Origin of the sequence: Leptospira jelokensis, from assembly GCF_004769635.1 — a bacterium.
GTDB classification, from domain to species: Bacteria; Spirochaetota; Leptospiria; order Leptospirales; family Leptospiraceae; genus Leptospira_A; species Leptospira_A jelokensis.
The window spans coordinates 279,301-302,984 of the sequence record NZ_RQGH01000026.1 but is presented as its reverse complement, the minus strand read 5'-3'; the positions used below and the strand labels follow the sequence as shown (position 1 = coordinate 302,984).

Sequence of the window (23,684 nt, the reverse complement as noted above, 5' to 3'; positions counted from 1 at the left end):
TTGTGAAGTTATCGCTACGTGATACAATCAAGGGTGTAATTGGAAAAATCCTTTTAACCGGAATTTTTGTCATCTCTATGACAATGTTTTTTATATTGTATCCGCTGTTAGCTGATCCTGACTATTATAAAAATTTGATCCTTGAAACGACTTATAAAATCACAGAACTCAATGTGAATTATAAAAGTTCTGAACCTGTGTTTTTCCCATTTCCTGGAATTGAGTTGAATGATGTAACGGTTTCCAAATTTGATGATGAACTCATTCACGTGCAGAAACTTCGGATTGAGGTGTATTACGGCGTATTTGTTGGAAAACCATTAGAAATTAGAAAAGTTTATTTAAACACGGGCACAGTTGAGATCACCCGTGAAAAAGATGAATCCTTTCCTCTTTTTGATAGGCTCACAACCAAACCAAGCATAGATACAAATTTAAATTCCAATCCATTGGGAAACGCAAACACAGAATCCGTTTCCAAAAACAAAAATCAGAAGGGAACAAATCCTTACGATGTAAGTGAAGATGATATAGGTAAACCTACCGAATTCTATTTTTCCAAAACATTTGCAAACTCGGTCAATCAAATCGAAATCAAAAATATTACGATCTTATTTGAAGACAAATTGTATTCTAGGAAAATTAATTTATACCTTTGGGGTACAACCTTCCATTTGGATCGAGACCTTCGTAACTTAGATCTCTATATTTATGGAAAACTAAATAACGAACCAATTTCATTAAGTACTGATATTTTATTTTCTGAAGATAAAATGACGTATGAATCCTTACGAATAGAAGGTGAGTTTACTTTCCAAAACTTGAAAGGAATTGATTTACACGATATTTTAATTATTTTTACAAGAGGTGATTTGCGATTTGCAAAAACTTCTGGCACAATCCCATTTTACAAACGTGATGCGGCAAAAATATATGCTGTAGTCGATCGAATGCATATCCAAGATCTAGCATTAAAAGACGGAAAAACCTTTGCCGATGGCCATGTTTCCACTCTGATGCACTATGATATGAATGAGGACAAACTTTCCTTTGCGAATATTATCGTGGAATGGAAGGGTAAGTCAAAATTATACGGTTCTGGATTTGTCAATTTTCTAAAACCACCACTCTCTCCAACGATTTCCTTTGAAGGAAGTTCTGATTACTTAGATGTACCAAGTATCATCAAGGTGATCAAAATTTGGGTAGATCCAGATTTTGAAAAATCAATTTTAACCCGAGATATTCCAAGCACTGGTTATGCGAATCGGATGAACGTACATTTGAATTTTCAGTTACGAAATTTGACAGTGGTGGATTTTAAAGCCGATTCATTGAAATTAAATGTGCATTATGCAAAGAGAAAATTAAACATCAATCGTTATGAATTGAGAGCTTATAATGGTCTCGCGGTAGGGAATGGAAGTTTTAGCTGGGTAAATCCAGTTGGATTGACGCTTAAAGGTGAAATCCATCATGCTGCCATTGCTCCACTACTTTCTGATATTTTTCAAATATCACCAATCACAGGTAATTTAGATTCTGAATTCATTCTCTCCTCTCCTTCGGATACGGAAGAAGGATTATTGTCTAATTTACAGATAACAGGAAATATCAACGCCAAAAATGGTGAATTACTTAGTTATACAAATATTTTGAAACCAATTAGTTCCATAGGTAGTATCATCAATTTAAAGAAAATTGATTTTAGCCGAGCAACACCTTATAACGAACTTAAATTTGATTTTTTATATGCGAAAGAAAACATCGATGTTCGAAACTTTGTTTTGAAAGCAGATGGAATTGCAGGTTCTGGTGGTGGAAAGATTGCATTCAACAAATCAATTGATATGAAGTTTACTATTGCATTCCCTGGTGTTGCTGGTAAGGCTTTAAAACTTCCGATTATCTACCGTGGAACTTATGGGGTATCCACTCCTTTCATCGATCCGATATGGTTGGGTTCCGTTTATGCAGGGACAATTTTTTTAGCAAGCCCCGCTGGGGCAGCTGTGGGTGGGATTGCAGGATCTGCAATGTCTGAGTATGTAAATAAGGCAGTAGACAATGTAACAACTGGTGTTCAAAAAAGTTGGAGTGGCATTAAATATTTGTTTGGTGGAAAAGAAGAAGAAGAGAAAAAAGAAGAAAAAACCAACGAATGATTCCATTGATTTTTCCTCCTAAATAGCTGTTGTTATTGCATTATGTATTGGATGGCTTCACAAACCCCAAAATCATCATACTTAAAATCCACTTTGGGTTTGTCAGATCGTAACTCTGAAGGTGAAAACTCGATTTGGAAGTATTTGGAACCACCTTCATAAAAACATAATTTTTCAGATGCTTCTATCTGTTCTTCGTATTCAGAGTAACAACTCCTTTCGATTCCAGTAATGTATAACTCACCTTTTGGTTGTCTCCATTTGCTAGTGGAGATACAATTGCTTTCATCAATGGAAAAGGAGGTATCCAGTGTACCTTCATAATCTCGATTCCGTTTCACATTTGGATTGAATCGAAATAAGTCCAACATCATCCAATACCGATTGTTAGAAGATAAAATGTAGACCATCTTTCCTAATTTTTCATCAAAGCCACCTTCACCAAACTTAACTGCGATTAACATTTTGGCTTTTTCATAGTCATTGTTTTTGATGATATCTTTGTAATCACTAGGAATGGCTTTTACATATTCTTTGAATCCTTGGCCTGCAATCAGCAAATTGGGAGTAGTTTCCAATGGAGACAAAATAAAATCTTGTTTATCCGTTTTGACTTTGAATCCCAACGAATTTCCAGATTCTTCTGCCGAAAAGGAAATAATCGATTGTATTTCCTCTTTTGATACGTTACCCATTCCATCCAAAATTTGTAATTTGATCCTGAAATTGGTTCCTGAGTCTTGCAAAATTTCAAAGGTTGCAACTGATTTGGATGGATCTAAATTTGGTTCCAATTTCTTTACTTTTTCTAAAGCAAGAGGACTGGAATCAGATTGAACCAAATACTGACTTTCGAATCCAGAAACAGAATAAACCCCTTCTTTAGACAAATACTCAAAAACTTTTTCAGAAAGGTATGGATAATTTTTAAGTTTATTAAACTGGCCAACTAACCCTTTGAAGGTGGATGCCCGTAGAGGAAATCCAGCTATAAATGAATTGATCAGTTCGTTTCGTTGTTCTGATAATTTTTGATCAAAATCGTTATTGGTCTTCACCGACGAGATGGCACCTGCTTCGTCTACTTGCGAAAGAATCGGATACTTCTTTTTAAGAGCCGTTACATATTGGTCTTCTCTGGAAGGGTTTTCAACGAGTTTTACAATTTGGTAAAGTTCTTCTATTTTTTGGAGTTGGTCATCAGGTGACGAAACCAGTGATTGTAACAAAAATTGAAAGATCGTGAAATTGTTTAAATCAATGGAATCCTTAACTGATTTGGGATCAAGGATGAGTTTTTTGATTCCATTACTTTCACGGTATTCCTCTTCTGATACAATGATCATCTTTTTTTTAACAGATGCATTGGAAGATGATTTTAAGAAATCGTTTCCAGCCACATCAAATTCTTTAATGTAACCAAATTCTGTTTTACACTTATGTTTGATGGATGTTGGGCATTTGATTTGGTATGTTTTGTATACCATATCATTTTTTTCATAAGAGATTAACGATAGGATCTTAACGGCATCCGAATCACCAATCGTCCCAACTTTTTCAGCCAAAGGTTCTTCTGATTGGAGTACATCAATTGTATCTTTTAAATCGACGAAGAAGATTTTTTTGGGAACCGTATAATTCTCTACTTTTTTTTTGCTGCAGTTCAAAAGAACTACAGCAGATAAAAGGATCAATGTACAAGTAATAGGATTGGTTCGTTTCATTTGAGTCCCTTAGTAACTATCCACAACATGGATGTATTCACCGAACAAATATCCTTTTTTACCGTCACTTGTTTTCACTTGGTACCAAAAGTCTTCCATCTCTTCCCCTTTGCTATTGGTGATGATGTACTTTCGTGGTTCTCTTGAAACAATTTCCACAACTGCATTTCCAGGTAGACCTGTGATGACTTCAGAACGTTCGTTCGCTTTGGAGCGTAAATTCAAACGATCGGAAACATTGATGATCGCATATTGTTTTGCTGCTTTTAATTTTTTTAAGTTAGAGCTCAAATCTGACAAATTTGGGTGATTTGGGTTGGATTTTTTAAATCGAATCAAAGTAGGAATGACTTGTGCTGGTTTAAAGTTTGAGATGGCATCAAACGCTTCTTTGCTGATCTCTGTATCAGGGCTTGGAAGCAGAGCTTCGATTGCTGCCAAAGATTCATCAGTTTTAAATTTTCCAGCACTATACAAACAAGCCATAACAAAGTCTTTGTCCGCGTTTGAACAAAATGGTTTTACGTACTTCCATTCGTCCCAGGCATTGATATTTCCAAGTCCACGAATGGCAGCGAGTTGTGTTGGTTTGTCTTTCCATTCGATCGCATTACGGAAGATAGGTGCGTTCCCACTCCTTCCTACCTTTGATAACCCTTGGACGCTATAAAAACGAATCTTTTCGTTTTTATCTTTGGCTCCTTTTTCAAAGTAGGATTGGGATTTTGTATTTCCAATTTTTGCTAAGGCCTCAATGGATGCTTCTCTTACGTAAACATCATCGTTATCATAAGCTTTTTGTAATTCGTTGATTCCAGCTTTGAGGTCTCCGAGAGCGGTAGCAGCTTGGGCTCGGATTTTACTCGATTCCCCTTTTTCCAATTGTTCCGTCACTGGTTTTACGTACTTTGCTTCACCAGATTTTCCCATTTCAGCTAAAATCGAAATTTTGTCAGCGTCACTACTTGCTGATTTGAGTTCGTCTTTTAGATCACCTGCATACAGTTGGAAACCGAAAACTAAAATTAAAAATGTGAATCCTTTCTTCACGTAACACTCCGATCGTTGGCAGTCGCCAGAATTCACCAACTGTTCTAGAATTTTCCATCTTTGTCAAGGATTCATTCATAAGAAATATTGACCGAAGCTTGCGTGGGACCTGTGCCTGATATGGGCCTAACCCAGTCAAATTGCTTATCTCTAGGGCAAATTTTATTTCTCATATTCCGAACCAACGACGAAACATCTGCATTTGTTTTTACTAAGTTAATAAAAAATTTCCTTGTAATGCTTATTTTTTAAATCAAGATCAGTTCTATCATGAATGGGGACCAGACCTTTCGGAATCAATTTGTTCGCTTTGTAGCAAAAATAATGGCTTTTGAAACCAAACACCAAAACCGTCTTTCTCTTTTATTGGTTATCTCTACATTCTCTGTTTCCCTTTGCAAACCTTTAACCCTCAACAACCCATCAGATCCTAACTCTCGCAGTTACTTTGAGAATGCAGTTGTAAATTGTTTACTCGGAGTTTATGAAGCGTGTACTTCTTGCAAACCAGCACCTGGACCCTGGGATAGTTTTGTAGGTACGGCCTCAAGTGGCACCACTTTAGGATTTGGGATCAAAATCGATTCAAATTACAACAGTTATTCGATTGCGCAATCCCAATTCAATTTTCCAGGTGGTGGTGTTGGTTTTATAGGAACTCCTGGTTCTGAGATCAATTTTTTTATCACAAAAAAAAATGCAAATGGCCAGTTAGACTGGCTTAACTACGTCGGAAATCGTACGGATGGACGTTTTGATATTTTGTATCGTGAAAATGATGGTATTTACTTTTTTCTTAGAACGAGTGCCCTTTTACAATTCGTTAAACACCCATTTGCTGGTGCAATTGGTACCGATGGCAATTCGGTTGTCGGAAAACTCAATCAAAACGGTGAGTTTATTTGGACAACTTATATCAACAATTCTGTGAATGGCCCCGATACAGAGTTAGGATCAGTCATCGACAGTCAAGATGGTTCTGGACTTTACCTTTTTGGAAACACGGTAGATGGTCTAACCGATAATGGAACATTGAATGGAACCTATTCAGGCCAAGATTTTTTCATTCGAAAACTTTCTTATGATGGCCAAACGATTTGGACGAAAGTGTATCAAATTCCAGGCGACGTCACATTGTATCGGCCCGTTAAGATCACAGAAATTCCCAATGGGACAGGATTTTTTCTCACCACAACTGTGGGTACAAGTGCTACTGATTTGAGTGTGAGTTATCCGAACAATAAAAATTCAAAACCTGCGTTGAATACAAAACTTGTTATGAAATTGGACCAAAATTTTGATTACCAGTGGCATCGTTATGTGGGTGATGGGGCAAACCCAACCGAATTATTTTTTAATTCTGATTTAGCGTTTAACGATTCTAGTTTTGTAATGGGAACTACGTATGGAGACGCTGTTATATCGAGTGGCCTTAACCACCCAAACCCTTTAAATGGAGATGCCACTCAATTTTTTTCGTTAGATGGTTCTGGAAATGAAAACTACTCCAGCTTTATCTATAGCGGAACTGAATTTTTAACCCATGGAACAACCAGATTATTGGATCAAAACTTAGATCGTTATATCCTATCTGGTGCAAGGATACAAAGCAGTGTGTCTTCTGGTTATATTTCGGAAGTGAAGAAATCTAATTTTACTGAGTTGACACGTTATTATACAAAAGGTACTAATATTACTTCCTTCCAAAGGCATTGTGATGGATCATATACAGCATTAGGTATGAGCACAGCGGATATACCAGGTGCAATTATCCCGAAGGGAAGTGCTTCTTTGAATAGTTTTGTCACTCGATTCAAACCCTAAAAGGAGTGAATTCGAATTTCATTCCACCTCGTTCCGAATCGGAATCCCTTCTTTTTTTAAGATCTTTAATGCATTTGTGGAAGTGGACACCCCACTTCTGATTTTATAATCAAAGTCCATTTTTCCATCCAATTCGAGTTCGGTGAAATGGTAAAGTTTGGCCCATGGAATCTCTGCTAGTTTTAAGTCATGGGTAGTTAAAAATACAATGCAGTTTTTTTCACGTAACACAGACAATATTTCACGAGTTGCAATGAATCTTTCTTTGGAGTTAGTGCCTTTTAAGATTTCATCTAAAAACAAAATTGGTATTTTTTTGGAACTTTCTGCGTTTTGTATGATGGAAGATAACCTTCTTACCTCTGAATAAAAAAAGGACACTCCATCTTCCATCGAATCTTGTGAACGGATCAAAGTGTGGATTTGGAACTCAATGTGTTCAAAGTTTTTGCCAATCAATGGGGCACCAGATCCTGCGAGTAACAACGACATGGCGATGGAACGCAAATACGTTGTTTTTCCACTCATATTGGAACCAGTGACAATCATCAGATCACCAGGTTTCATTTCCGGCAAAGGGTTTGAAACTCGATTGGTTTCGGGAAGCATTGGATGTGCTAAAGATTCAGCATTTAGATGTGTTTGTTCCGATTCGATTGGGAAATAGGCATCTGTGTGGATGTAACCAAAATTAACCAAAGGGAGGACAGAGTCCAATCCAATGATTTGGTTTTGTAACAAGTTCCAATGTTCGCAAAATCTGAGTTTCCATTTGAGTAAGGATTGGATTTTCCAAAGGTCCCATAAAAAAAGTAAATTCAAAACCAAATGGGGGAGTGGTGATACCAAAAGTTCTGAAGAGTCACCTAAATTTGTAATTTTTGTTAACATTTGTTTGGTGAATTTTCGGTTTTTGGATAAAAACAAAAATGTTTTTTGGAATCGGTCTGATGTTGTACTGAGTGATCTGATTTCCTTCCAATACAATAAGGACTCTTTTCTGTAACTCAAAAACAACAGTCCATTGATGAGAAAAAGGAATGGTATGAGTGGTAAATCAAACAACAAACCAACGGCCATGTACAAGGGTGAAAACACTCCCCAAATGGGAAAAAACCATCGTAACCAATTTCGTTTCTCCCAAAAAGGAGAACTCTGGTTCACTTGGGGCAAACTGAATTTTTCATTCGGTTCACCGTCCAAAACCAAAAATTTCCGCATCAACTGAAAGGGATAATTTTTTTGTTTTAAGATTTGTTCCACGATCCCTTGATTCGGTTTAGGATCTCCCACCAATCCATTTGGTTCTTGTAAAAAACGATACAAATAGTGATGGAATCCAGATTCTGTGATGGTAATATCAAAAACTCCCAAAAATCCTTGTTTGGTGCAAAGATCCAAATCAATGGAGAGTGGATGGTTTCTCACAGGAACCGGGTATTCCCAGATTTCCCTTGTTTTTAGTTTTTTAAACTCACCCGTGAGCCTATGGATTTCTTCTTCGATGAATTGAAGTGTTTTTTTGGCAAATTGGAGTTGTAATTTCTTTTGGGCATACAATCGAACGAGATAAATGAATGGCAATAATGGAAAAAGAGAAATCAAATATTCTAACCAAGAAAGTTTTGCCAAATAACAAACGCTAAGAGCGGAGACAAAAACCAAAAATGTAAAAAGTCGAATCAAACTAACGATCCGAAGTCGTTTGGATAAAAATTGGATTTTAGATTTGTATTTTTTTTTCCTAAGAGTTAGGAAAGTATACCTGGGATTAGTGGAAAAGTGGTCGTTCGTAATTTTCTTCTTCCCTTCGAGAAATCTCAGTATCAAGGACTCGGATGAGACTTCCTAAGTCATTTAATCTCCATTTGTCGATGAGACGCCCTTTTCCTCGACCAGAAAACTTATTTAAGTAGAGAGTACCAAATAGGTCTTCTCCATACTCATAAGCAACGAAGCGCCCACTTCGTCTTCCTGTAGAATTTTCCAATCGAATTGTCATGAACGAATACCAAAAATCAGAGAAAAAAAAATAGTACAAGCAAAATTTTTTGCTTCAGGATATTCATTTTTCGGCGATACATATATCGGGGGAAGGCTACTTACCACGGATGGTGGGCCCTTCAAATAGAGAAACCCCGCAAACCGGAAAGCACGGAGGCTTGTATGGATTTCTATCCTGATATGAATTTGGAGTTTAAAAGCTCCTTCGTTAAAACCAACCAGTTTTTTGCCAATACACAAGACGAATCCCTTCTCCCTCAAAAGGGACTTGCGGCTCGTAACCTACTCAACCTCGCACAAATGACCAAACTCCGCGAAATTCGCAAACGCCATTTGAAAAAAGGACACCAACGCGAAGGGTTCCACTGGGACTAATTGCCTAAATTTCTCTTGACCATCTGAAAGTAGGGTCTATCATAAAGACCGCTTTTAGATGGAGAGATATGGCAAATAACCTAGCAGAAGTTTATAAGGAATCCGCAGAAAAATTTGGTCCAAGACCAGCATTTTGGTATAAGAATGCGCAAAAGGATTACCAAGCCCTAACCTATAAACAACTTTACGAAGATGGTATCGCACTTGCAGAAGCCCTCATTGATTTGGGTGTGAAAGCAAGGGAACATGTTGGCGTTCTTGCTGACAACCGAGTGGAATGGATCATTGCCGATTGTGCCGTGTTAACTGCTGGAGCGGCAAACGTTCCTCGTGGTTCGGACATCACTGATTCGGAGATTGTTTACATTTTAAATCACTCAGAAGCCAAAGTTGTTTTTTTAGAAAACGATAAAGTTTACGAAAAATACAAAAATAACAAGTCCCAAGTGAAATCGGTAAAAACCGTCATCATCATGGACAAAGACACCAAATTAAAGTCAGGTGCTGGCATTTTACACTTTTACGATCTTTTGGAAAAAGGAAGGGAACTTCGCTCCAAAGGAAAACGAGAAGCGGAAAAGCGGATGTCTGGAATCAAACCAGATGATTTGTACACTCTCATTTACACTTCTGGAACCACTGGTATGCCCAAAGGTGTGATGCTCATGCATTCCAACATGATCCACCAAATGCATTATGTTGTGCCACGTGTTGCGAAAGTAACACCTGATGATCGTATGTTATCCATCCTACCTGTATGGCATATTTTCGAACGGGTTGTGGAATACTTTGCCATCATCAATGGTGGTTCTACTTATTACACAAAGGTCACTGAACTTCGTAACGACATCCAAAAAGCAAGACCAACTTTTATGGCCTCTGCTCCGAGGGTTTGGGAAAGCATTTACAACGGGATTTACACTCGTATCAATGATCCCAAACAAACTCCTCCCGTCAGAAGGTTTTTGTTTAAAGTCGCTTACTTTTTTTCAAAACACTACCATGCAGCAATTCGATTTCTCAAAGGTTGGGAAGTGGATTACGAAGGACGTAATGTTTTACAATCCTTGGCTTTGTCCCTCATATCAATTGTGAAATTGTTGTTCACTGGCCCTTTCACTGTGACCATCCTTTCTCTCATTGCTTCACAGTTTTTGGTTCCAGAAGAAAGTCCTTTGAAAACACCTTTGTATGTGCTCGCTGGACTTGGTGTTTTGTTTAATAGCTTTACATTGGATCGCATTGTACTTTCCAAAATCAGACAAGCAACGGGTGGCCATTTACGGGCTACATTGTCTGGTGGTGGGGCCTTACAAAAACACGTTGATGCCTTCTTTATGGACATTGGGATCACAGTACTAGAAGGGTATGGGATGACAGAAACTGGACCTGTGATCTCAGCTCGGACGTTTGATCGCCCCATTATGGGTTCTGTAGGTGATATTGTACCACTTAGCCAAGTGCAGATCCGAGACGATGCGGGGAATGTACTTTGTCATATTGACGACAAAAAGAATATCATCTTTGGAAAGTTAGGTGTGAAAGGTGTGGTTCATTTAAAAGGACCTCAAGTGATGAAAGGGTATTACAAAAATCCTGAAACTACGAAAAAAACCATCGTGGACAATTGGATGAACACTGGTGATATCGGGATGATCAACTTCAAAAAGACTCTAACTCTCACGGGTCGTGCGAAGGATACAATTGTACTACTCGGTGGTGAAAACGTAGAACCAGTTCCAATCGAAAACAAAATTGATGAATCACCGTTTATCAAACAATCAATGGTTGTGGGACAAGACCAAAAGGTTCTCGGTGCCATCATTGTCCCTGACTTTGATGCGCTTATCCCTTGGGCGGAAGAAAATGGAATCACAGAAAAAGCTCCTGAAAAACTCATTGCCCATCCAAAGGTTGTAGAGTTTTACAAAAAGGAAGTTCGTAATTTTAACAGTGTTAAAACTGGATTCAAAAACTTTGAACAAGTACAGTATGTGACGCTCATCACAAAACCATTTGAAGTAGGGGACGAACTCACAAACCTTATGAAGATGAAACGCCATGTGATCACAGAAAAATACAAAGACAGAATTTTGGAGCTCTACAAAAACAGTTAATATGACTCCTTTTGCAGAGATCTTTCATGGAGACCGCATCTTGGAAATCAAGATGCAGTCCAATGAAAAGAACACATTTGATTTTGAAGCTTTTGTAACATTCCAACAAATTTTAAACAAACACGCAAACAATCCAAATTTACGTGTTTTGCTTTTTACCTCCGCTCAAACACAGTTTTTTTCTAATGGCATTGAACCCACTCTGATGTATGGGAAACAGGAATCGGATGTTAGACGTTCCGTAGAACAGTTGTTACGTACGGCACAAACCTACTTTCACTTTCCTGTTCCTACGATTGCTGTGATCAATGGGCATTGTATGGCGGCAGGAGCTGTGTTTGCTCTCTTTTCGGATTACCGTTATATGGTGGACAAAGGGGGAAGGATTGGTTTTTCCGAAGCAATTGTGGGACTTAATTTTCCTTCTATCCCTACGATCGTATTGCAGGACTTAGTTGGTGTGAAAGCCGCAAGGGATTTACTGTTTACTGGCAAACAAATCAAAGGCCCTGAGGCAAAAGAAATTGGCCTAGTGGATGAACTCTATAACGCAGAAGATTTGTATCCAGAAGCGATGAAATTTGCAGAGTCCCTTTCGAAACTCACTTACAACTCGAGCCGTGGGATGAAAACTGCCTTACGAGAACCATATCGTACCCAAATGGAATCTTTATTCCAATTAGATGCAGACCTGTTTACAAAAGTGATTTTATCCCCTGATGGACAAGAAGGCTTTTTATCGCTCATCGAAAAACGTAGGCCAAAATTTTCCACATGATGTGACTTTGGAATACATTTGGAATGTATTTGTGGCATTGAAACCATTGCGATTCCAATCCAAGTGTATTGATTGGAAATCATTGGTTCTCATTGCCTACAGTCGATTGTTCTCTTAAGAAAAGAGATGAAAACCAACTCCTAAGAATTAGAAACTTTGTCTAAGATATTGACCTAACCAAACCTTTTTTGGATTTTAGAGCTTAGGCATGGCCTTGACGAATCGAGAAGGCCAAGGAACTTCATCATAGAGAGGAAATATGGCAGAAAATCATTATTATAATGCAAAAGACTTAGGAAAATTTGGTGAGATCGGACGTACAAATCCAGCTCTCGCAGATAAATTTTTTGGATACTACAATGCTGTGATGGCAGAAGGAGCCTTAACAGAAAGAGAAAAGGCACTCATCGCACTTGCAGTTGCCCATGCCCTCAAATGCCCATATTGCATTGATGCCTACACGACCACCTCACTCCAAAAAGGCGCTGATGAAGCCCAAATGAATGAAGCAGTCCATGTAGCAGCGGCAATGGCGGCAGGCATTAACTTGGTGCACAGTGTCCAAATGCAAAACAAAATAGACGAACTATCGTTTTAAAGTATGGATTTAACCGAACAACATTCCACCTTACAAGGGTATAGTGGGAAACATTTTTTTGAGACGGTTGGAAAACCCATCCAAGCCCGTTCCATCAAAGTATTCCAAATCAATGTTGGTAAGTGGTGTAACCAAGCTTGCCGGCATTGCCATGTGGATGCATCTCCCATCCGAACGGAAATGATGGATGAAAATACGGCAAAACTTTGTATCGAACTCATTTCTAAAATTCCAGAAATTGAAACAGTTGACATCACAGGTGGTGCTCCAGAAGGGAATCCATATTTTAAGATGCTCGTAACAGAAGCTAGGCGACTTGGGAAACGAGTGATGGATCGGTGTAACCTTACCATTTTGGAAGAACCTGGATATGAATGGTTGTATGAGTTTTTAAAAGAAAACCAAGTAGAAATAGTCTCTTCCTTACCTTCTGTATTGGAAAATGTCACCGACAACCAAAGAGGGAAAGGTGTTTACCAAAAGTCCATCACCGCCTTAAAAAAGTTAAATGCAATCGGGTATGGGACCTCACTTCCAATCCACTTGGTTTATAACCCCAATGGACTATTTTTAAGTTCTGGTCAGGTGCAATTGGAAAAAGAATACAAAGACCATTTGTATAAAAAATATGGAATCGTGTTCAACCAGTTGTTTTGTATCAACAACTTGCCCATCGATCGATTTTTAGGATCTTTAGTGCGTGCAGGAAAATTTGAAATGTATATGGAAACTTTGGTGAATGCCTACAATCCAGCTACAGTGAATGGACTTATGTGTTTGGACCAAATTTCTGTAGGGTATGATGGCTCTGTGTATGATTGTGATTTTAACCAAATGTTGGAACTAAAATCAAAAGGAGTGAAACACATCCAAGATTTCGATTTGCCTACATTCCTTGGACGGGAAATCGTAGTTGCAAACCATTGTTATGGATGTACGGCTGGTGCAGGTTCTAGTTGTGGTGGGGAGATTGTTTAGATGTCGATTCAAAATGAAAAAGACCTACAAGGGATTTTAAAAGCCGGTAAGTTTGTTGCAAAAGTCAGAGAGTTATTAAAACTTTTGGCAAAACCTGGAGTGTCTACCTTAGAACTTGATTTGGCCGCCAAACAAGAGTTTGAAGCTGCAGGCGCATTTTCTGCTCCCAAATTTGATTACAAATTCCCTGGATTTACTTGTATTAGTACCAATTTTGAAATTGCCCATGGTATCCCGAAAAAAGAAACCATTCTAAAAGATGGGGATTTGGTGAACGTAGATGTTTCTGCAAAGTTAGATGGGTACTATGCTGATACGGGAATTTCATTTATCGTTGGAAACTCAAACGAAACCCTGCAAAAACTTTGTGATACAGCCATTGAAGGGACAATGCGGGCCACAAAACAAGCGTTTACTGGAAATTACCTACGCCATATAGGGAAAGCAATCCATTCGGCCGCCAAAGAAAATGGATTCACTGTGATCAAAAACTTAGCAGGCCATGGCACTGGGAAAAAACTACATGAAGAGCCACAAGTCCTAGTCTATGAAGACAAACGTGACCATAGAAAATTAAACCAAGGTCTTGTCCTTGCGATTGAATCCTTTATCTCCACTGGGAGCCAAACTGCATTCGAAGAATCCGATGGATGGACTTTAGTAGCAGGGAACAGGCAAGGACACTTAAGTTATGTGGCGCAATGCGAACACACAGTCATCGTTCAGAATGGCAAACCCATTATCGCAACTTTATAGAAATTTGTATTTGGATTCGAACACCAAGTCGGTTACAATTTGATACTATCATCACCCATGTTGTTAAGTCGATCTGCCAAAGACAGCAAATCCTTGTCAGCTGGGGCAAAACAAAAATAGGAAACTTTATTTCAGAATGGCATCATTAGAAGTCATCGAGTCAGGTGTTCCTTCGGCAGAGGCAAAGGGAATTTTAATCCTATGGCCAAGTACCGGTGGAAATTCTAGGTCATTTCGGATCCGAGATTCGGAACTCGTTTCTTATGGCTTACGATTGGTTCGTTTCAACCCACCTTCTCATGGGAATTCGGGTGGGACCTATGATCCGAAAACCGCCATATATTTGTTAGATGAGTATCTAACAGAAAAAAACTATTTAGGGAAACCATTGTACGGGATTGGCCATAGCGGAGGAGGGGCAGCCCTACTCATGTATGCCAAACAGACTTCGTTTCAAAAACTGTTTTTACTTTCTCCCATCCTTGATAGTGTTTTAAGTTTAAAGTATTTGTATGAATCAGATTCCATTGAGGAATTCAGTCGTTTGCTTCTCCTACCAAATCTTTCTGATGGGGAACCTCCCAACAAACAGATATTAGAAACGTTAACGACTCCCGATTGGTTGGAATCGGGTGGAGTGGATCACCTTTCATTTCCTGTGAAAAATGTCAGGATCCAAGTGGATTCACTTGCTTCCTTTTTACGAAATCTATTTTTACCAGGATTCCAAGTAGAAAGTGGAATGTATGAAAAACGAACGAATGTTACCATATTTCTGCCTGCCGAGGACAAATGGTTCCCGAAAACACATACTGTTGATTTTGCAAAGCGGAACCAATTTCGAATCTTAGAAATCCCAGAGGCCCCGGACCATTTTTTCTCCCAAAGTTGGCTTAGTGTTTGGAAAGAGATCAAATCCATTGGTTGGGACTAAAGCACACCACCATGCCACTTAAAAAAATCCTTTTAAATGGTTTACAAATGAACGGGAGTCAGTTAGAATTTCCCCCTGTACCAATTTGTGATCCTAAAGAAGAGTTGGTACAAAGGAGAAATTGTGGAACCCATCTATTTGGCTTTGATTCTTTTCACTCTTTGGACACTGGGGCTTGGTGTCACACTTACAAGTTACAGAAGCGTACAGGTGTTACTTGGGAAAAAGAAATCCAATGAATTCCCAGCAGGCATCCAACATGGAAGTGATTTCAATTGGAGGCTCAACCGTGCCCACCTCAATAGTTTAGAAAACTTACCTTTATTTGTTGCAGTTGTTTTTTTGACTGCGAGTTTGGGAAAGGTAGATGCATTTGTGAACCAAGTGGGGTTTGTGATTTTTGGAGCAAGGGTTTTACAATCCCTCACCCATTTGATTGCAACTAATGTATTGGCAGTAAACATCCGTTTCACATTTTATATGATCCAAATTGTGAGTTATATCATACTGCTTGTTCGATTGGTTTAGACACCTTCCCGTTTGAGGTCACGGCTCATCAGAGCTTTGACCACTTCTTTTGGATCCTTATCTTCGTATAACATACGATACACTTCTTGGGTGATGGCCATTTCCACTCCCAATTTATCAGCCAGGTTTTTAGTGGATAAAGTGGTTTTTACACCTTCCGCCACTTCGTTCATGGATGCCAAAATTTCCTTTAATGTTTCCCCCTTACCCAAACGAAACCCAACCGTTCGGTTTCTCGAGGCTTCCCCACAGCAAGTGAGAACCAAGTCTCCCATCCCTGATGGACCGAGAAAGGTCATGGGATCGGCACCCATTTTGATCCCCATCCTTGTGATTTCGTTTAACCCACGTGTGATGAGAGCAGCCCTTGTATTTTGTCCAAACCCAAGTCCATCGGCAACACCTGCTGCGATCGCAATCACATTTTTTAAGGCACCACCAACTTCCACACCAACGACATCGGGTGTCCAATATGTACGGAAATAGGTAAAACTAAAGATTTCTTGCACTCGTTTGGCGGTGGCTTCGTTTTTGGAAGCGATGGAAACAATTGTGGGAACTCGTTTTACCATTTCTTTGGCAAAACTAGGACCTGAAAGGTACGAAAGTTGGGAATGGTATTGGCCAGGGAGTTCCGATTCAAAAATTTCAGAAACAAGGCGAAGGCTCTCATTTTCGATGCCCTTGGAAGCAGAAACGATGGGAACTTTGGGTGGGATATGGTCTTTGATTTCCTTTAGGATGCCGGAAAGGGCATGGCTCGGAGGTGCTGAGACAATCATTTCTTTGTCTTTTACGACTTGGATGAGGTCTGTGTTTGCCCTCAGTTTTTCGGGAAGGACCAAGTCAGGCATATGTTTGGAATTCATATGGTTTTCATTGATCGAACGAGCTTGCCCTTCACTTCTAGTCCAAAGGGTGACATCATAACCCTTGTCTGCCAAAATACTACCTAGTGCAGTGCCAAAACTTCCAGCACCAATGATTCCAATCTTCATGAGTTCAGTATTCTAAATCTGCTTTCCAAAAAGGCAATAGAAAATAAAATTAAAATATGCTTTTGACGGATCTCTTCCGTTTCAACCCATTGAATCTCTTTTTACCACCAAAAGTGGTCCCAAAGAGTAATTACAAAGTTACCTTACTGCTTGGTAGCTTAAAAAAAGTCATACAAACCGAAATCATAGCAGAAGACCCTGATTTAGAAAGTTTAGAAGTGGGTTCCTCCAAGGGGGAAGTGATACTAACGGGGACCTATCGCATGGAATGGCTTTGGATTGCACGTTTTTTAAAAGTGAATTCCATCCGTTTTCGAGTTCGACTCAAACCCGTGTTAGTCAAGGATAACAAAGCCAGATTAAAAATTGTTGGATATAGGGCTTGGGATACCAAACCTAGGCGATTTGATATTGTTAGGTGGTTTGTGAAAATTGATCCATTCCACAAAAAAAAAGTATTCGAATCCATTATGCATGAGGCACCTCATATTTTATCGATCACTGGTTTGCAGTGGGAATTATTGTTTGATTTGAATTATTTTTTAAATTTGGTTCCGGCCATTGCAGGTAAAATTGATATCCAATACTTAGTAGCAGATCACAATGAATTGTACATCTTTGTAAGATCTTCTACGATTTTAAAACCACTTGTGGATTTTTTTGGGCCAGAGTATTTAAAAATTGATTACATTGAAGAAGACAGAGATGTCCAAATGTTGCTGTGGGAAAATGAATAAATGAAGATCATCTATCTTACAGACATCCATGATGGACTCCATGGTCTCAAAAGAATCCTTCAAACTACAGAAGCAGACTTATATCTTTTCTCTGGTGATATCATTTACAAAGCATTTTTTTCCTTTGATCGGATCATCGACTTCTGTGGTGTCCAAGAGGAGTTGTATTATTTATTAACGGAAAGAAAAGATGACTCAACTCCGTTTGACTTTACAACTCATGCCATTCGTTTTCCTGAAAAATACTCTACAGCGATTGTTGAAAAATCTCAAAAATACAGAGACTTGTACAAGTTAGCTGCCAAAACGATGAAAGAAAAATATGAAATCATCGAAAAACTGATTCTTAAGTATGCAAAATCACCTGTGTATTGTTTGCCAGGAAATTATGATTTAGATTTGCAATACACCGAATTGTACCAACGCGAAGTGCATAGAAAAAGTTTTGAATTTCAAAATCTGAAAGTATCTGGGTATGGTGGTGCGCCCATTTGGACGTCTGGCATTCCAGAAAAACTGACCGTTGTGTTTCACGAGTACACCAAAAATGGAAAAAACTACAGTGAACCAGAAGATTTTTTCCGTGAAGAATTGCCGGATATCTGTTGGATTCACAATCCTGCTTATGGTTATTTTGATACCATCCCTGGTGTTGGGAAATGTGGAAGCCAAGGGATCAGAAGGTATTTAGATGATGAATCACCTTCTCTTGTTGTTTCGGGCCATGTGCACGAAGACCAAGGCATTAAAAAAACAAAAAATACTGTTTTTATCAATCCATCTAACTTTGGTGCGGTGGATTCTTTACATGGTTTCCAGGAAGGTGGTTACTACGCTGAGATTCTGATGGAAGGGAAAAACGTAGTCCAGTCCAATCTTTGCCAACTCCGTGGAGAGGATTGGCACACATTGATAGAAGTGGATTGTTCTGAAAAACAATTAAAACTCATCTCACAAAATCCAATTTCAACGGTGAGTTCCGAAGATTACATCCGAGGGAATTAAATGGTCACCTTTCTTACGATTTGTGGTGTACTGTTTACAGTCGCCTTTTTCCTTTATGCACTCTCAGCCGTAGACAACCAAAGTTTAAACCAAAAAGAGAAAGAAAGGTTAAAAAAAGAAGAGAATCTTCGTGTGGGTGATCCAAGGAAAGTGTACGGAAAAGAAAAAGACCCGACTCTTCCAAGGCTTCGCCTATGCCCTGTTTGTGGCACTGTCCTAAGAAAAGATGAATACTTGTATGCTGCTATTTCCACATACACCAATAGTGAAGGGAAAAAACAGGCACAAATTTATGGTTGTAAGTATTGTTATTTAATTTTGGATTCTGAAAAAAACATTTCCGATCCAAGCCAAACGAATGTTAATCCTTTTGGCCCACCGAAACCAACCGATGAGATATAAAACCAATGTTTGATTTAACACAAAGTTTATCGAATCTAAAAGGAATTGGACCGAAACGAAAAAACGTTTTATTTGAACATGGAATCACTAGTTTTTACGAATTATTAACTTACTTTCCAAGAAGGTATTTAGATCGAAATTTTACGAAAGATATTATTTTAAAACAAGGGGATGTGGTCACATTACTCGGAAGTATTGTTGATAGTTACATTGTTCATGGAAAAAAAAGTCGATTACTTGTTGGATTTCGAACCCTAAACAATGAAAGGATCAATTTAGTTTTTTTTCGAGGAGTGAATTTTTTTCACAAACTATTTGCTATCGACAGAAAGGTGGTAGTGTCAGGAAAATTAGAATACTTCCGAGGATACCAAATCCTCCACCCTGAGTATGAATTTTTATCCGATAAGGATGACCCAGAAGATTCCATCCATGCAGGCAGGATCATTCCCTTATACCCGTCAACGGAAGCGCTAAAAGAAGAAGGACTTGATTCGAAAGGATTACGAAAACTCATCCACCAAGTTTTGGAAGGTGGAGAGATTAGTGAAAACTTACCTTCCAAATTCATCAAAAAACGTAAACTACTCGGTCGTGATGAAGCGTTTCGAAACATCCACTTTCCTGATACAATGGAAACCGTACAAATTGCACGAAAACGATTTGCCTATGAAGAGTTTTTTTATTTTCAAAGGTTACTATTGTACAAACAAAGAGAGAGGCAAAAAGTCAAACGTTTGTTATGGCCACTTCCTTTATCTCCTTCACGCACCAATTTGGAAAAAAATCTCCCGTTTGAACTGACGGATGACCAAAAATCGGCTGTAACAACCATCTTATCCAAAACCAATACCGACTCTCCCTCTGCATTTTTATTACAAGGGGATGTAGGATCCGGAAAAACCATCACAGCACTTCTTGTAGGATTACATTATATCGACAACCACATCCAAGTGGTTTTCCTTGCACCAACAGAAATTTTGGCGAGGCAACACTACCAAACCATTTATAAGTTTATGGGAAATATGCCTTTTCTTGGGATTGAACTATTATTAGGTGGTGAAAATAAAAAGATTCGAGCTGAAAAGTTGAGTCGAATCAAAACAGGTGAATCCAATATCATCATAGGAACCCATTCCTTATTACAAGAAGATGTGATTTTTTCGGATTTGGGACTCGTTGTGATTGATGAACAACATAAATTTGGTGTGGACCAAAGGGAAACTATTCGAGCCAAAGGGAAAAATCCCGATATCCTAGCAATGACGGCCACACCTATCCCAAGAACACTTTGCCTTACCTTATATGGTGATTTAACTCTTGTGAATATTAAAACCAAACCAAAGGGTCGTAAACCGATCGACACTCGCTCTTACAAAGAGGACCGAAGGGCAGGTGTTTACAATTCAATTCGAAAGTATGTGAGTTCGGGACGGCAATGTTACATTGTGTACCCTCTTGTAGAAGAATCTGAAAAGGTAGATTTAGAATCCTGTACGGTTGCCTATGAGAATTTAAGAACAACAGTGTTTCCTGATTTGAAAATTGGATTGTTACATGGGAAAATGAAAAGTGCCGAAAAAGATTCTGTGATGGAAAAATTTAAATCAGGTGAGATCCAAATCCTAGTCACAACAACCGTGGTGGAAGTAGGAGTGGATGTTCCCAATGCAACGATTTTGGTTGTGGAACATGCGGAACGATTCGGAATTTCCCAATTACACCAGTTACGTGGTCGTGTTGGGCGTAGTGACTTAGAAAGTTTTTGTATTCTCATGACTGGTGATACGGTTAGCGACGAGGGACGTGACCGAATCGAAGCACTGGTTGCATCAAATGATGGATATTTTTTAGCAGAAAAAGATCTCGCCATCCGTGGACCAGGTGAACTTTTAGGGGTCAAACAAAGTGGTTTGCCTGAGTTTAAAATAGCTGATTTGGTCGTCGATCGTGATCTTTTAGAAGAGGCCAAAGAAGACGCAGCCTCCATCCCTTTAGATGATCCACAGGAAGTTTCCGAACTAAGGACTCGTTTTAGCGAAGGCAAATTTTTATTTGCGAATTAATCCAAGAAATTTAAATGAACTTAATTATGTTCCGAACGAAATTTTTATTTTTGTTTTTGTTATCATTATCATCTGTCTGTGGTGAAAAACCCATCAAACAAACATCTTCTGACTTATACTTAGGAATTGATAAAATCTCATACTTAACAGGAAAATTCAATTCACCTGGACCTTTAGCGCCTGTTATTTTAGAAGAAAACGCGAAGGAACATTATTTACGTCCTGATGTTAAAAAAGCCCTTTATAAGATGATCAATGACTTTGAAGATTCGAAACCAAGTTCTTACAAACAACACATCTTTTTGGTTTCCAGTTTTCGTAATTTCACCCACCAAAAAGGAATTTGGGAATCCAAATTCACGGGGAAAAAAGCGATGCGAGTTCCGATCAAAGGAAAATCATCCGAAGAAATCATAGGTTTGATTTTAGAATTTTCGAGTGCACCTGGAACCTCTCGCCACCACTGGGGGACTGATTTTGACTTAAATGCTCTCGACAATGCTTATTTTGAATCGAATGGGAAGGGCAAATACCTATATGATTGGCTTAAGGAAAACGCATCCAAATATGGATTTTGCCAACCATACAACCCACTTGTTTCCAGAAAAAATAAAGGATACCAAGAAGAAAAATGGCACTGGTCTTATGCACCTATTTCCAACCAACTCACAAAAGAATGGGTGAAATCATTCCAATCAGGAGAAATCCAATTGGAAGGTAGTTTTTTGGGAGCAGAGGTGTTAGGTGACCGGGCTTTGGATTATGTTAGGTCCATCAACCCGGAATGCGAAAAAATTACAGCAACTAGTTTATAGGTTTTTGTACAAATTCCACATACTGGCAAGTAAGGTTTCTGCATCACTGTACATCGGAGTCCAGTTTAGAAGTTCCCTTGCTTTTTTGGAAGAAGCAAGTAGTTTTGCTGGGTCACCGAGTCGCCTAGGTCCTGTTTTGTGAGGGATTTGTTTCCCCACAACTTTTTCTGACAAATCTGCCATTTCTTTCACTGAATACCCAGATTCAGATCCTAAATTAACAGTCAAACTTTCCTTTTTTGCCATTATATAGTTTAGCGCTAACACATGTGCTTTGGCTAAATCTGAAACGTGGATATAATCTCGCACACAAGTGCCATCTTCGGTTTCATAATCGTTTCCATATATTTCGAAACCGTTCCGAATGCCTGAAGCTGCTTCCATAATGATGGGCAGTAAATTGGCTGGCGTTTTTTCAATCCCTTTGATTCGCCCTTTAGGATCATAACCTGCGGCATTGAAATAACGAAGTCTTGCTGACTTTAATCCTTTTAGTTTATCAAACCATTCCAAATTTTCTTCGATGCATAGTTTGGTATAACCATAATAGTTTTCTGGTTGTAAAGGATGGTTTTCGTCAATGGGTAAGTACTTAGGTGCTCCATAAACAGCTGCAGATGATGAAAAAACAAAATACTGGCATCCGTATTGGACCATTGCATCTAATAACGTAAAGGTGCCGTTTAGATTGTTCATTGTGTACTTTAATGGATCTGTCATGGATTCACCAGCAGCTTTCCATGCAGCAAAATGAAAGACGGCATCCACTTTTTTAGAGAAGGCTTTTTTTAAGATCTCTGGATTTTGGATTTCGCCTTTGATGAATTCATTTCCAGGAAACAAATTGGCTTCGTTTCCTTTTTCCATATCATCTACAATGATGATTTCATGTCCAAGCTCCATCAGTTCTAAGACGATATGACTTCCAATATAACCGGCTCCCCCGGTGACGAGAACTCTCATTCTTCGTCGGATCCACCAGAAACAAATCTGTGATCCACTACGCCACGTTTACTGGATTCGAAAAATTCGATTACTTTCTGTACTTCGGGAGCAGGGTTTGCATCTTTTTTAAGTTCGGCTAATGCTTGCTTTGTGTTGAGTCCACTATGATAAATCACTTTGTAAACTCTTTTGATGGCAAGTCGGACATCGGCTGAGATTCCAGCTCGTTTCATTCCAACCACATTCAAACTGACGATAAGACCTGGATGTCCATCTACGGTGGCATAAGGGGGAACATCTTTCACTACTTTCGTGAGACCCGCTAACATGGCATAATCGGCTACTCTCACAAATTGGTGGACTCCAACTGATCCAGAAATGAATACTTTGTTTCCTATCACTACGTGACCGGCAAGCATCGTATTTTGAACCATAATGTTATGGTCACCCACAACTACATCATGGGCAAGGTGAACATTTCCCATAAGATAATTATGATTTCCGACGACTGTAGCTTTCCCTTCCACAGTACCTCTATGGAAGACTACGTTTTCCCTTAGGATGTTATGATCCCCAATTTCCAAATAAGTTTTGGTTTCTGGTTTAAAACCCAAATCTTGAGGCAAACCACCATAACTTCCGCCTGAGGAAAGTTTGTTAAATTTACCGATTCGTGTCCCAGATAGAATTTTGACGTGGGATTCGATAACAGTTCCTTCTCCAATTTTGACATCTTTTTCGATGATACAAAATGGTCCAACTTCTACGGACTCATGCAATTCCGCTTTGGGATCGATGATGGCGGTGGGGTGAATTTTCATATTGTTTTACAAAAAAAACCAATTGGAAAGCCCTGCAAATGATTTTTTAAAATGTAATTTACAC

The 23,684-nt window shown here is 38.8% G+C and carries 22 protein-coding genes; 15 read left to right on the top strand and 7 right to left on the bottom strand.

Annotated elements, in window-relative coordinates; translation table 11 throughout:
- Nucleotides 1-2 precede the first annotated feature (2 nt).
- Entirely contained in the window at nucleotides 3-2,165 is a 2,163-nt protein-coding gene (locus EHQ62_RS11345; RefSeq protein ID WP_135642883.1) for an AsmA family protein, read from the top strand.
- Nucleotides 2,166-2,197: 32 nt separating this feature from the next.
- Here EHQ62_RS11345 and EHQ62_RS11340 read toward each other — a convergent pair whose 3' ends face one another.
- Nucleotides 2,198-3,889 (bottom strand): hypothetical protein, encoded by a 1,692-nt coding sequence (locus tag EHQ62_RS11340; RefSeq protein ID WP_135642881.1) that lies wholly within the window; start codon nucleotides 3,887-3,889, stop codon nucleotides 2,198-2,200.
- Nucleotides 3,890-3,898: 9 nt separating this feature from the next.
- The gene (locus tag EHQ62_RS11335) at nucleotides 3,899-4,939 is read right to left on the bottom strand and encodes a HEAT repeat domain-containing protein (protein ID WP_135642880.1); all 1,041 of its coding nucleotides are present in this window, start codon (nucleotides 4,937-4,939) and stop codon (nucleotides 3,899-3,901) included.
- Between the two features lie 324 nt (nucleotides 4,940-5,263).
- Here EHQ62_RS11335 and EHQ62_RS11330 point away from each other — a divergent pair, with 324 nt between their 5' ends.
- On the top strand, nucleotides 5,264-6,763 hold the full coding sequence (locus tag EHQ62_RS11330; protein ID WP_135642878.1) for a hypothetical protein: 1,500 nt from the start codon (nucleotides 5,264-5,266) through the stop codon (nucleotides 6,761-6,763).
- 18 nt (nucleotides 6,764-6,781) lie between these two features.
- Here the strand turns inward: EHQ62_RS11330 and EHQ62_RS11325 are convergent, their stop codons facing one another.
- Nucleotides 6,782-8,449, bottom strand: coding sequence for a MutS-related protein (locus EHQ62_RS11325; protein WP_208720669.1), 1,668 nt, complete (start codon nucleotides 8,447-8,449; stop codon nucleotides 6,782-6,784).
- An 85-nt stretch (nucleotides 8,450-8,534) separates the two neighbouring features.
- Complete coding sequence (locus EHQ62_RS11320) at nucleotides 8,535-8,765, bottom strand: hypothetical protein (protein ID WP_015677063.1); 231 nt, start codon at nucleotides 8,763-8,765, stop codon at nucleotides 8,535-8,537.
- A gap of 164 nt (nucleotides 8,766-8,929) precedes the next feature.
- Here EHQ62_RS11320 and EHQ62_RS11315 point away from each other — a divergent pair, with 164 nt between their 5' ends.
- From EHQ62_RS11315 to EHQ62_RS11280, 8 genes are all read left to right on the top strand, one after another.
- Nucleotides 8,930-9,142 carry a hypothetical protein gene (locus EHQ62_RS11315; RefSeq protein WP_425256014.1) on the top strand — a complete coding sequence of 71 codons (213 nt, stop codon included), beginning with the start codon at nucleotides 8,930-8,932 and terminating at the stop codon, nucleotides 9,140-9,142.
- Nucleotides 9,143-9,210: 68 nt separating this feature from the next.
- Nucleotides 9,211-11,259 (top strand): AMP-dependent synthetase/ligase, encoded by a 2,049-nt coding sequence (locus tag EHQ62_RS11310; RefSeq protein ID WP_135642876.1) that lies wholly within the window; start codon nucleotides 9,211-9,213, stop codon nucleotides 11,257-11,259.
- A 1-nt stretch (nucleotide 11,260) separates the two neighbouring features.
- Nucleotides 11,261-12,037 (top strand): enoyl-CoA hydratase/isomerase family protein, encoded by a 777-nt coding sequence (locus tag EHQ62_RS11305; protein WP_135642874.1) that lies wholly within the window; start codon nucleotides 11,261-11,263, stop codon nucleotides 12,035-12,037.
- A gap of 259 nt (nucleotides 12,038-12,296) precedes the next feature.
- A complete protein-coding gene (locus EHQ62_RS11300) occupies nucleotides 12,297-12,635 on the top strand; it encodes an arsenosugar biosynthesis-associated peroxidase-like protein (RefSeq protein ID WP_015676644.1) in 339 nt (112 codons plus the stop codon).
- 3 nt (nucleotides 12,636-12,638) lie between these two features.
- Nucleotides 12,639-13,613 (top strand): arsenosugar biosynthesis radical SAM (seleno)protein ArsS, encoded by a 975-nt coding sequence (gene arsS, locus EHQ62_RS11295; protein WP_135642872.1) that lies wholly within the window; start codon nucleotides 12,639-12,641, stop codon nucleotides 13,611-13,613.
- Nucleotides 13,614-14,369 (top strand): type I methionyl aminopeptidase, encoded by a 756-nt coding sequence (gene map / locus EHQ62_RS11290; protein WP_135642870.1) that lies wholly within the window; start codon nucleotides 13,614-13,616, stop codon nucleotides 14,367-14,369.
- A gap of 136 nt (nucleotides 14,370-14,505) precedes the next feature.
- A complete protein-coding gene (locus EHQ62_RS11285; RefSeq protein WP_135642869.1) occupies nucleotides 14,506-15,303 on the top strand; it encodes an alpha/beta fold hydrolase in 798 nt (265 codons plus the stop codon).
- 123 nt (nucleotides 15,304-15,426) lie between these two features.
- The gene (locus EHQ62_RS11280) at nucleotides 15,427-15,831 is read left to right on the top strand and encodes an MAPEG family protein (protein ID WP_135642867.1); all 405 of its coding nucleotides are present in this window, start codon (nucleotides 15,427-15,429) and stop codon (nucleotides 15,829-15,831) included.
- Here EHQ62_RS11280 and EHQ62_RS11275 read toward each other — a convergent pair.
- On the bottom strand, nucleotides 15,828-16,829 hold the full coding sequence (locus EHQ62_RS11275) for an NAD(P)H-dependent glycerol-3-phosphate dehydrogenase (protein ID WP_135642865.1): 1,002 nt from the start codon (nucleotides 16,827-16,829) through the stop codon (nucleotides 15,828-15,830). The genes EHQ62_RS11280 and EHQ62_RS11275 overlap by 4 nt on opposite strands.
- 56 nt (nucleotides 16,830-16,885) lie before the next feature.
- Between EHQ62_RS11275 and EHQ62_RS11270 the strand changes: the two genes are divergently transcribed.
- Genes EHQ62_RS11270 through EHQ62_RS11250 form a run of 5 tightly spaced genes read left to right on the top strand, consistent with a single transcriptional unit; the run spans nucleotide 16,886 to nucleotide 21,854 of the window.
- Nucleotides 16,886-17,566 (top strand): hypothetical protein, encoded by a 681-nt coding sequence (locus tag EHQ62_RS11270; RefSeq protein WP_135642863.1) that lies wholly within the window; start codon nucleotides 16,886-16,888, stop codon nucleotides 17,564-17,566.
- On the top strand, nucleotides 17,567-18,571 hold the full coding sequence (locus EHQ62_RS11265; protein WP_135642861.1) for a metallophosphoesterase family protein: 1,005 nt from the start codon (nucleotides 17,567-17,569) through the stop codon (nucleotides 18,569-18,571).
- Entirely contained in the window at nucleotides 18,572-18,973 is a 402-nt protein-coding gene (locus EHQ62_RS11260; protein ID WP_135642859.1) for a hypothetical protein, read from the top strand.
- A 5-nt stretch (nucleotides 18,974-18,978) separates the two neighbouring features.
- Nucleotides 18,979-21,039, top strand: coding sequence for an ATP-dependent DNA helicase RecG (gene recG / locus EHQ62_RS11255; RefSeq protein ID WP_167482871.1), 2,061 nt, complete (start codon nucleotides 18,979-18,981; stop codon nucleotides 21,037-21,039).
- Between the two features lie 26 nt (nucleotides 21,040-21,065).
- Nucleotides 21,066-21,854, top strand: a complete 789-nt coding sequence (locus EHQ62_RS11250) for a M15 family metallopeptidase (protein WP_244934834.1) — start codon at nucleotides 21,066-21,068, stop codon at nucleotides 21,852-21,854.
- On the opposite strand, the gene galE is transcribed toward EHQ62_RS11250, so the two are convergent.
- A complete protein-coding gene (galE, locus tag EHQ62_RS11245; protein ID WP_135642853.1) occupies nucleotides 21,849-22,817 on the bottom strand; it encodes a UDP-glucose 4-epimerase GalE in 969 nt (322 codons plus the stop codon). The two genes, EHQ62_RS11250 and galE, sit on opposite strands and share 6 nt — an antisense overlap.
- On the bottom strand, nucleotides 22,814-23,620 hold the full coding sequence (gene lpxA / locus EHQ62_RS11240; protein WP_135642851.1) for an acyl-ACP--UDP-N-acetylglucosamine O-acyltransferase: 807 nt from the start codon (nucleotides 23,618-23,620) through the stop codon (nucleotides 22,814-22,816). The genes galE and lpxA overlap by 4 nt, the downstream gene beginning before the upstream one ends.
- Between the last annotated feature and the right edge of the window lie 64 nt (nucleotides 23,621-23,684).

What these genes read in the sequence shown, in the direction of transcription:
- EHQ62_RS11340 (WP_135642881.1), bottom strand. Translation starts at nt 3,889, where the DNA reads ATGAAACGAACCAATCCTATTACTTGTACATTGATCCTTTTATCTGCT.
- EHQ62_RS11330 (WP_135642878.1), top strand. Translation starts at nt 5,264, where the DNA reads ATGGCTTTTGAAACCAAACACCAAAACCGTCTTTCTCTTTTATTGGTT.
- EHQ62_RS11320 (WP_015677063.1), bottom strand. Translation starts at nt 8,765, where the DNA reads ATGACAATTCGATTGGAAAATTCTACAGGAAGACGAAGTGGGCGCTTC.
- EHQ62_RS11315 (WP_425256014.1), top strand. Translation starts at nt 8,930, where the DNA reads ATGGATTTCTATCCTGATATGAATTTGGAGTTTAAAAGCTCCTTCGTT.
- EHQ62_RS11310 (WP_135642876.1), top strand. Translation starts at nt 9,211, where the DNA reads ATGGCAAATAACCTAGCAGAAGTTTATAAGGAATCCGCAGAAAAATTT.
- EHQ62_RS11305 (WP_135642874.1), top strand. Translation starts at nt 11,261, where the DNA reads ATGACTCCTTTTGCAGAGATCTTTCATGGAGACCGCATCTTGGAAATC.
- EHQ62_RS11300 (WP_015676644.1), top strand. Translation starts at nt 12,297, where the DNA reads ATGGCAGAAAATCATTATTATAATGCAAAAGACTTAGGAAAATTTGGT.
- arsS (WP_135642872.1), top strand. Translation starts at nt 12,639, where the DNA reads ATGGATTTAACCGAACAACATTCCACCTTACAAGGGTATAGTGGGAAA.
- map (WP_135642870.1), top strand. Translation starts at nt 13,614, where the DNA reads ATGTCGATTCAAAATGAAAAAGACCTACAAGGGATTTTAAAAGCCGGT.
- EHQ62_RS11285 (WP_135642869.1), top strand. Translation starts at nt 14,506, where the DNA reads ATGGCATCATTAGAAGTCATCGAGTCAGGTGTTCCTTCGGCAGAGGCA.
- EHQ62_RS11275 (WP_135642865.1), bottom strand. Translation starts at nt 16,829, where the DNA reads ATGAAGATTGGAATCATTGGTGCTGGAAGTTTTGGCACTGCACTAGGT.
- EHQ62_RS11270 (WP_135642863.1), top strand. Translation starts at nt 16,886, where the DNA reads ATGCTTTTGACGGATCTCTTCCGTTTCAACCCATTGAATCTCTTTTTA.
- EHQ62_RS11265 (WP_135642861.1), top strand. Translation starts at nt 17,567, where the DNA reads ATGAAGATCATCTATCTTACAGACATCCATGATGGACTCCATGGTCTC.
- EHQ62_RS11260 (WP_135642859.1), top strand. Translation starts at nt 18,572, where the DNA reads ATGGTCACCTTTCTTACGATTTGTGGTGTACTGTTTACAGTCGCCTTT.
- recG (WP_167482871.1), top strand. Translation starts at nt 18,979, where the DNA reads ATGTTTGATTTAACACAAAGTTTATCGAATCTAAAAGGAATTGGACCG.
- EHQ62_RS11250 (WP_244934834.1), top strand. Translation starts at nt 21,066, where the DNA reads ATGTTCCGAACGAAATTTTTATTTTTGTTTTTGTTATCATTATCATCT.
- galE (WP_135642853.1), bottom strand. Translation starts at nt 22,817, where the DNA reads ATGAGAGTTCTCGTCACCGGGGGAGCCGGTTATATTGGAAGTCATATC.
- lpxA (WP_135642851.1), bottom strand. Translation starts at nt 23,620, where the DNA reads ATGAAAATTCACCCCACCGCCATCATCGATCCCAAAGCGGAATTGCAT.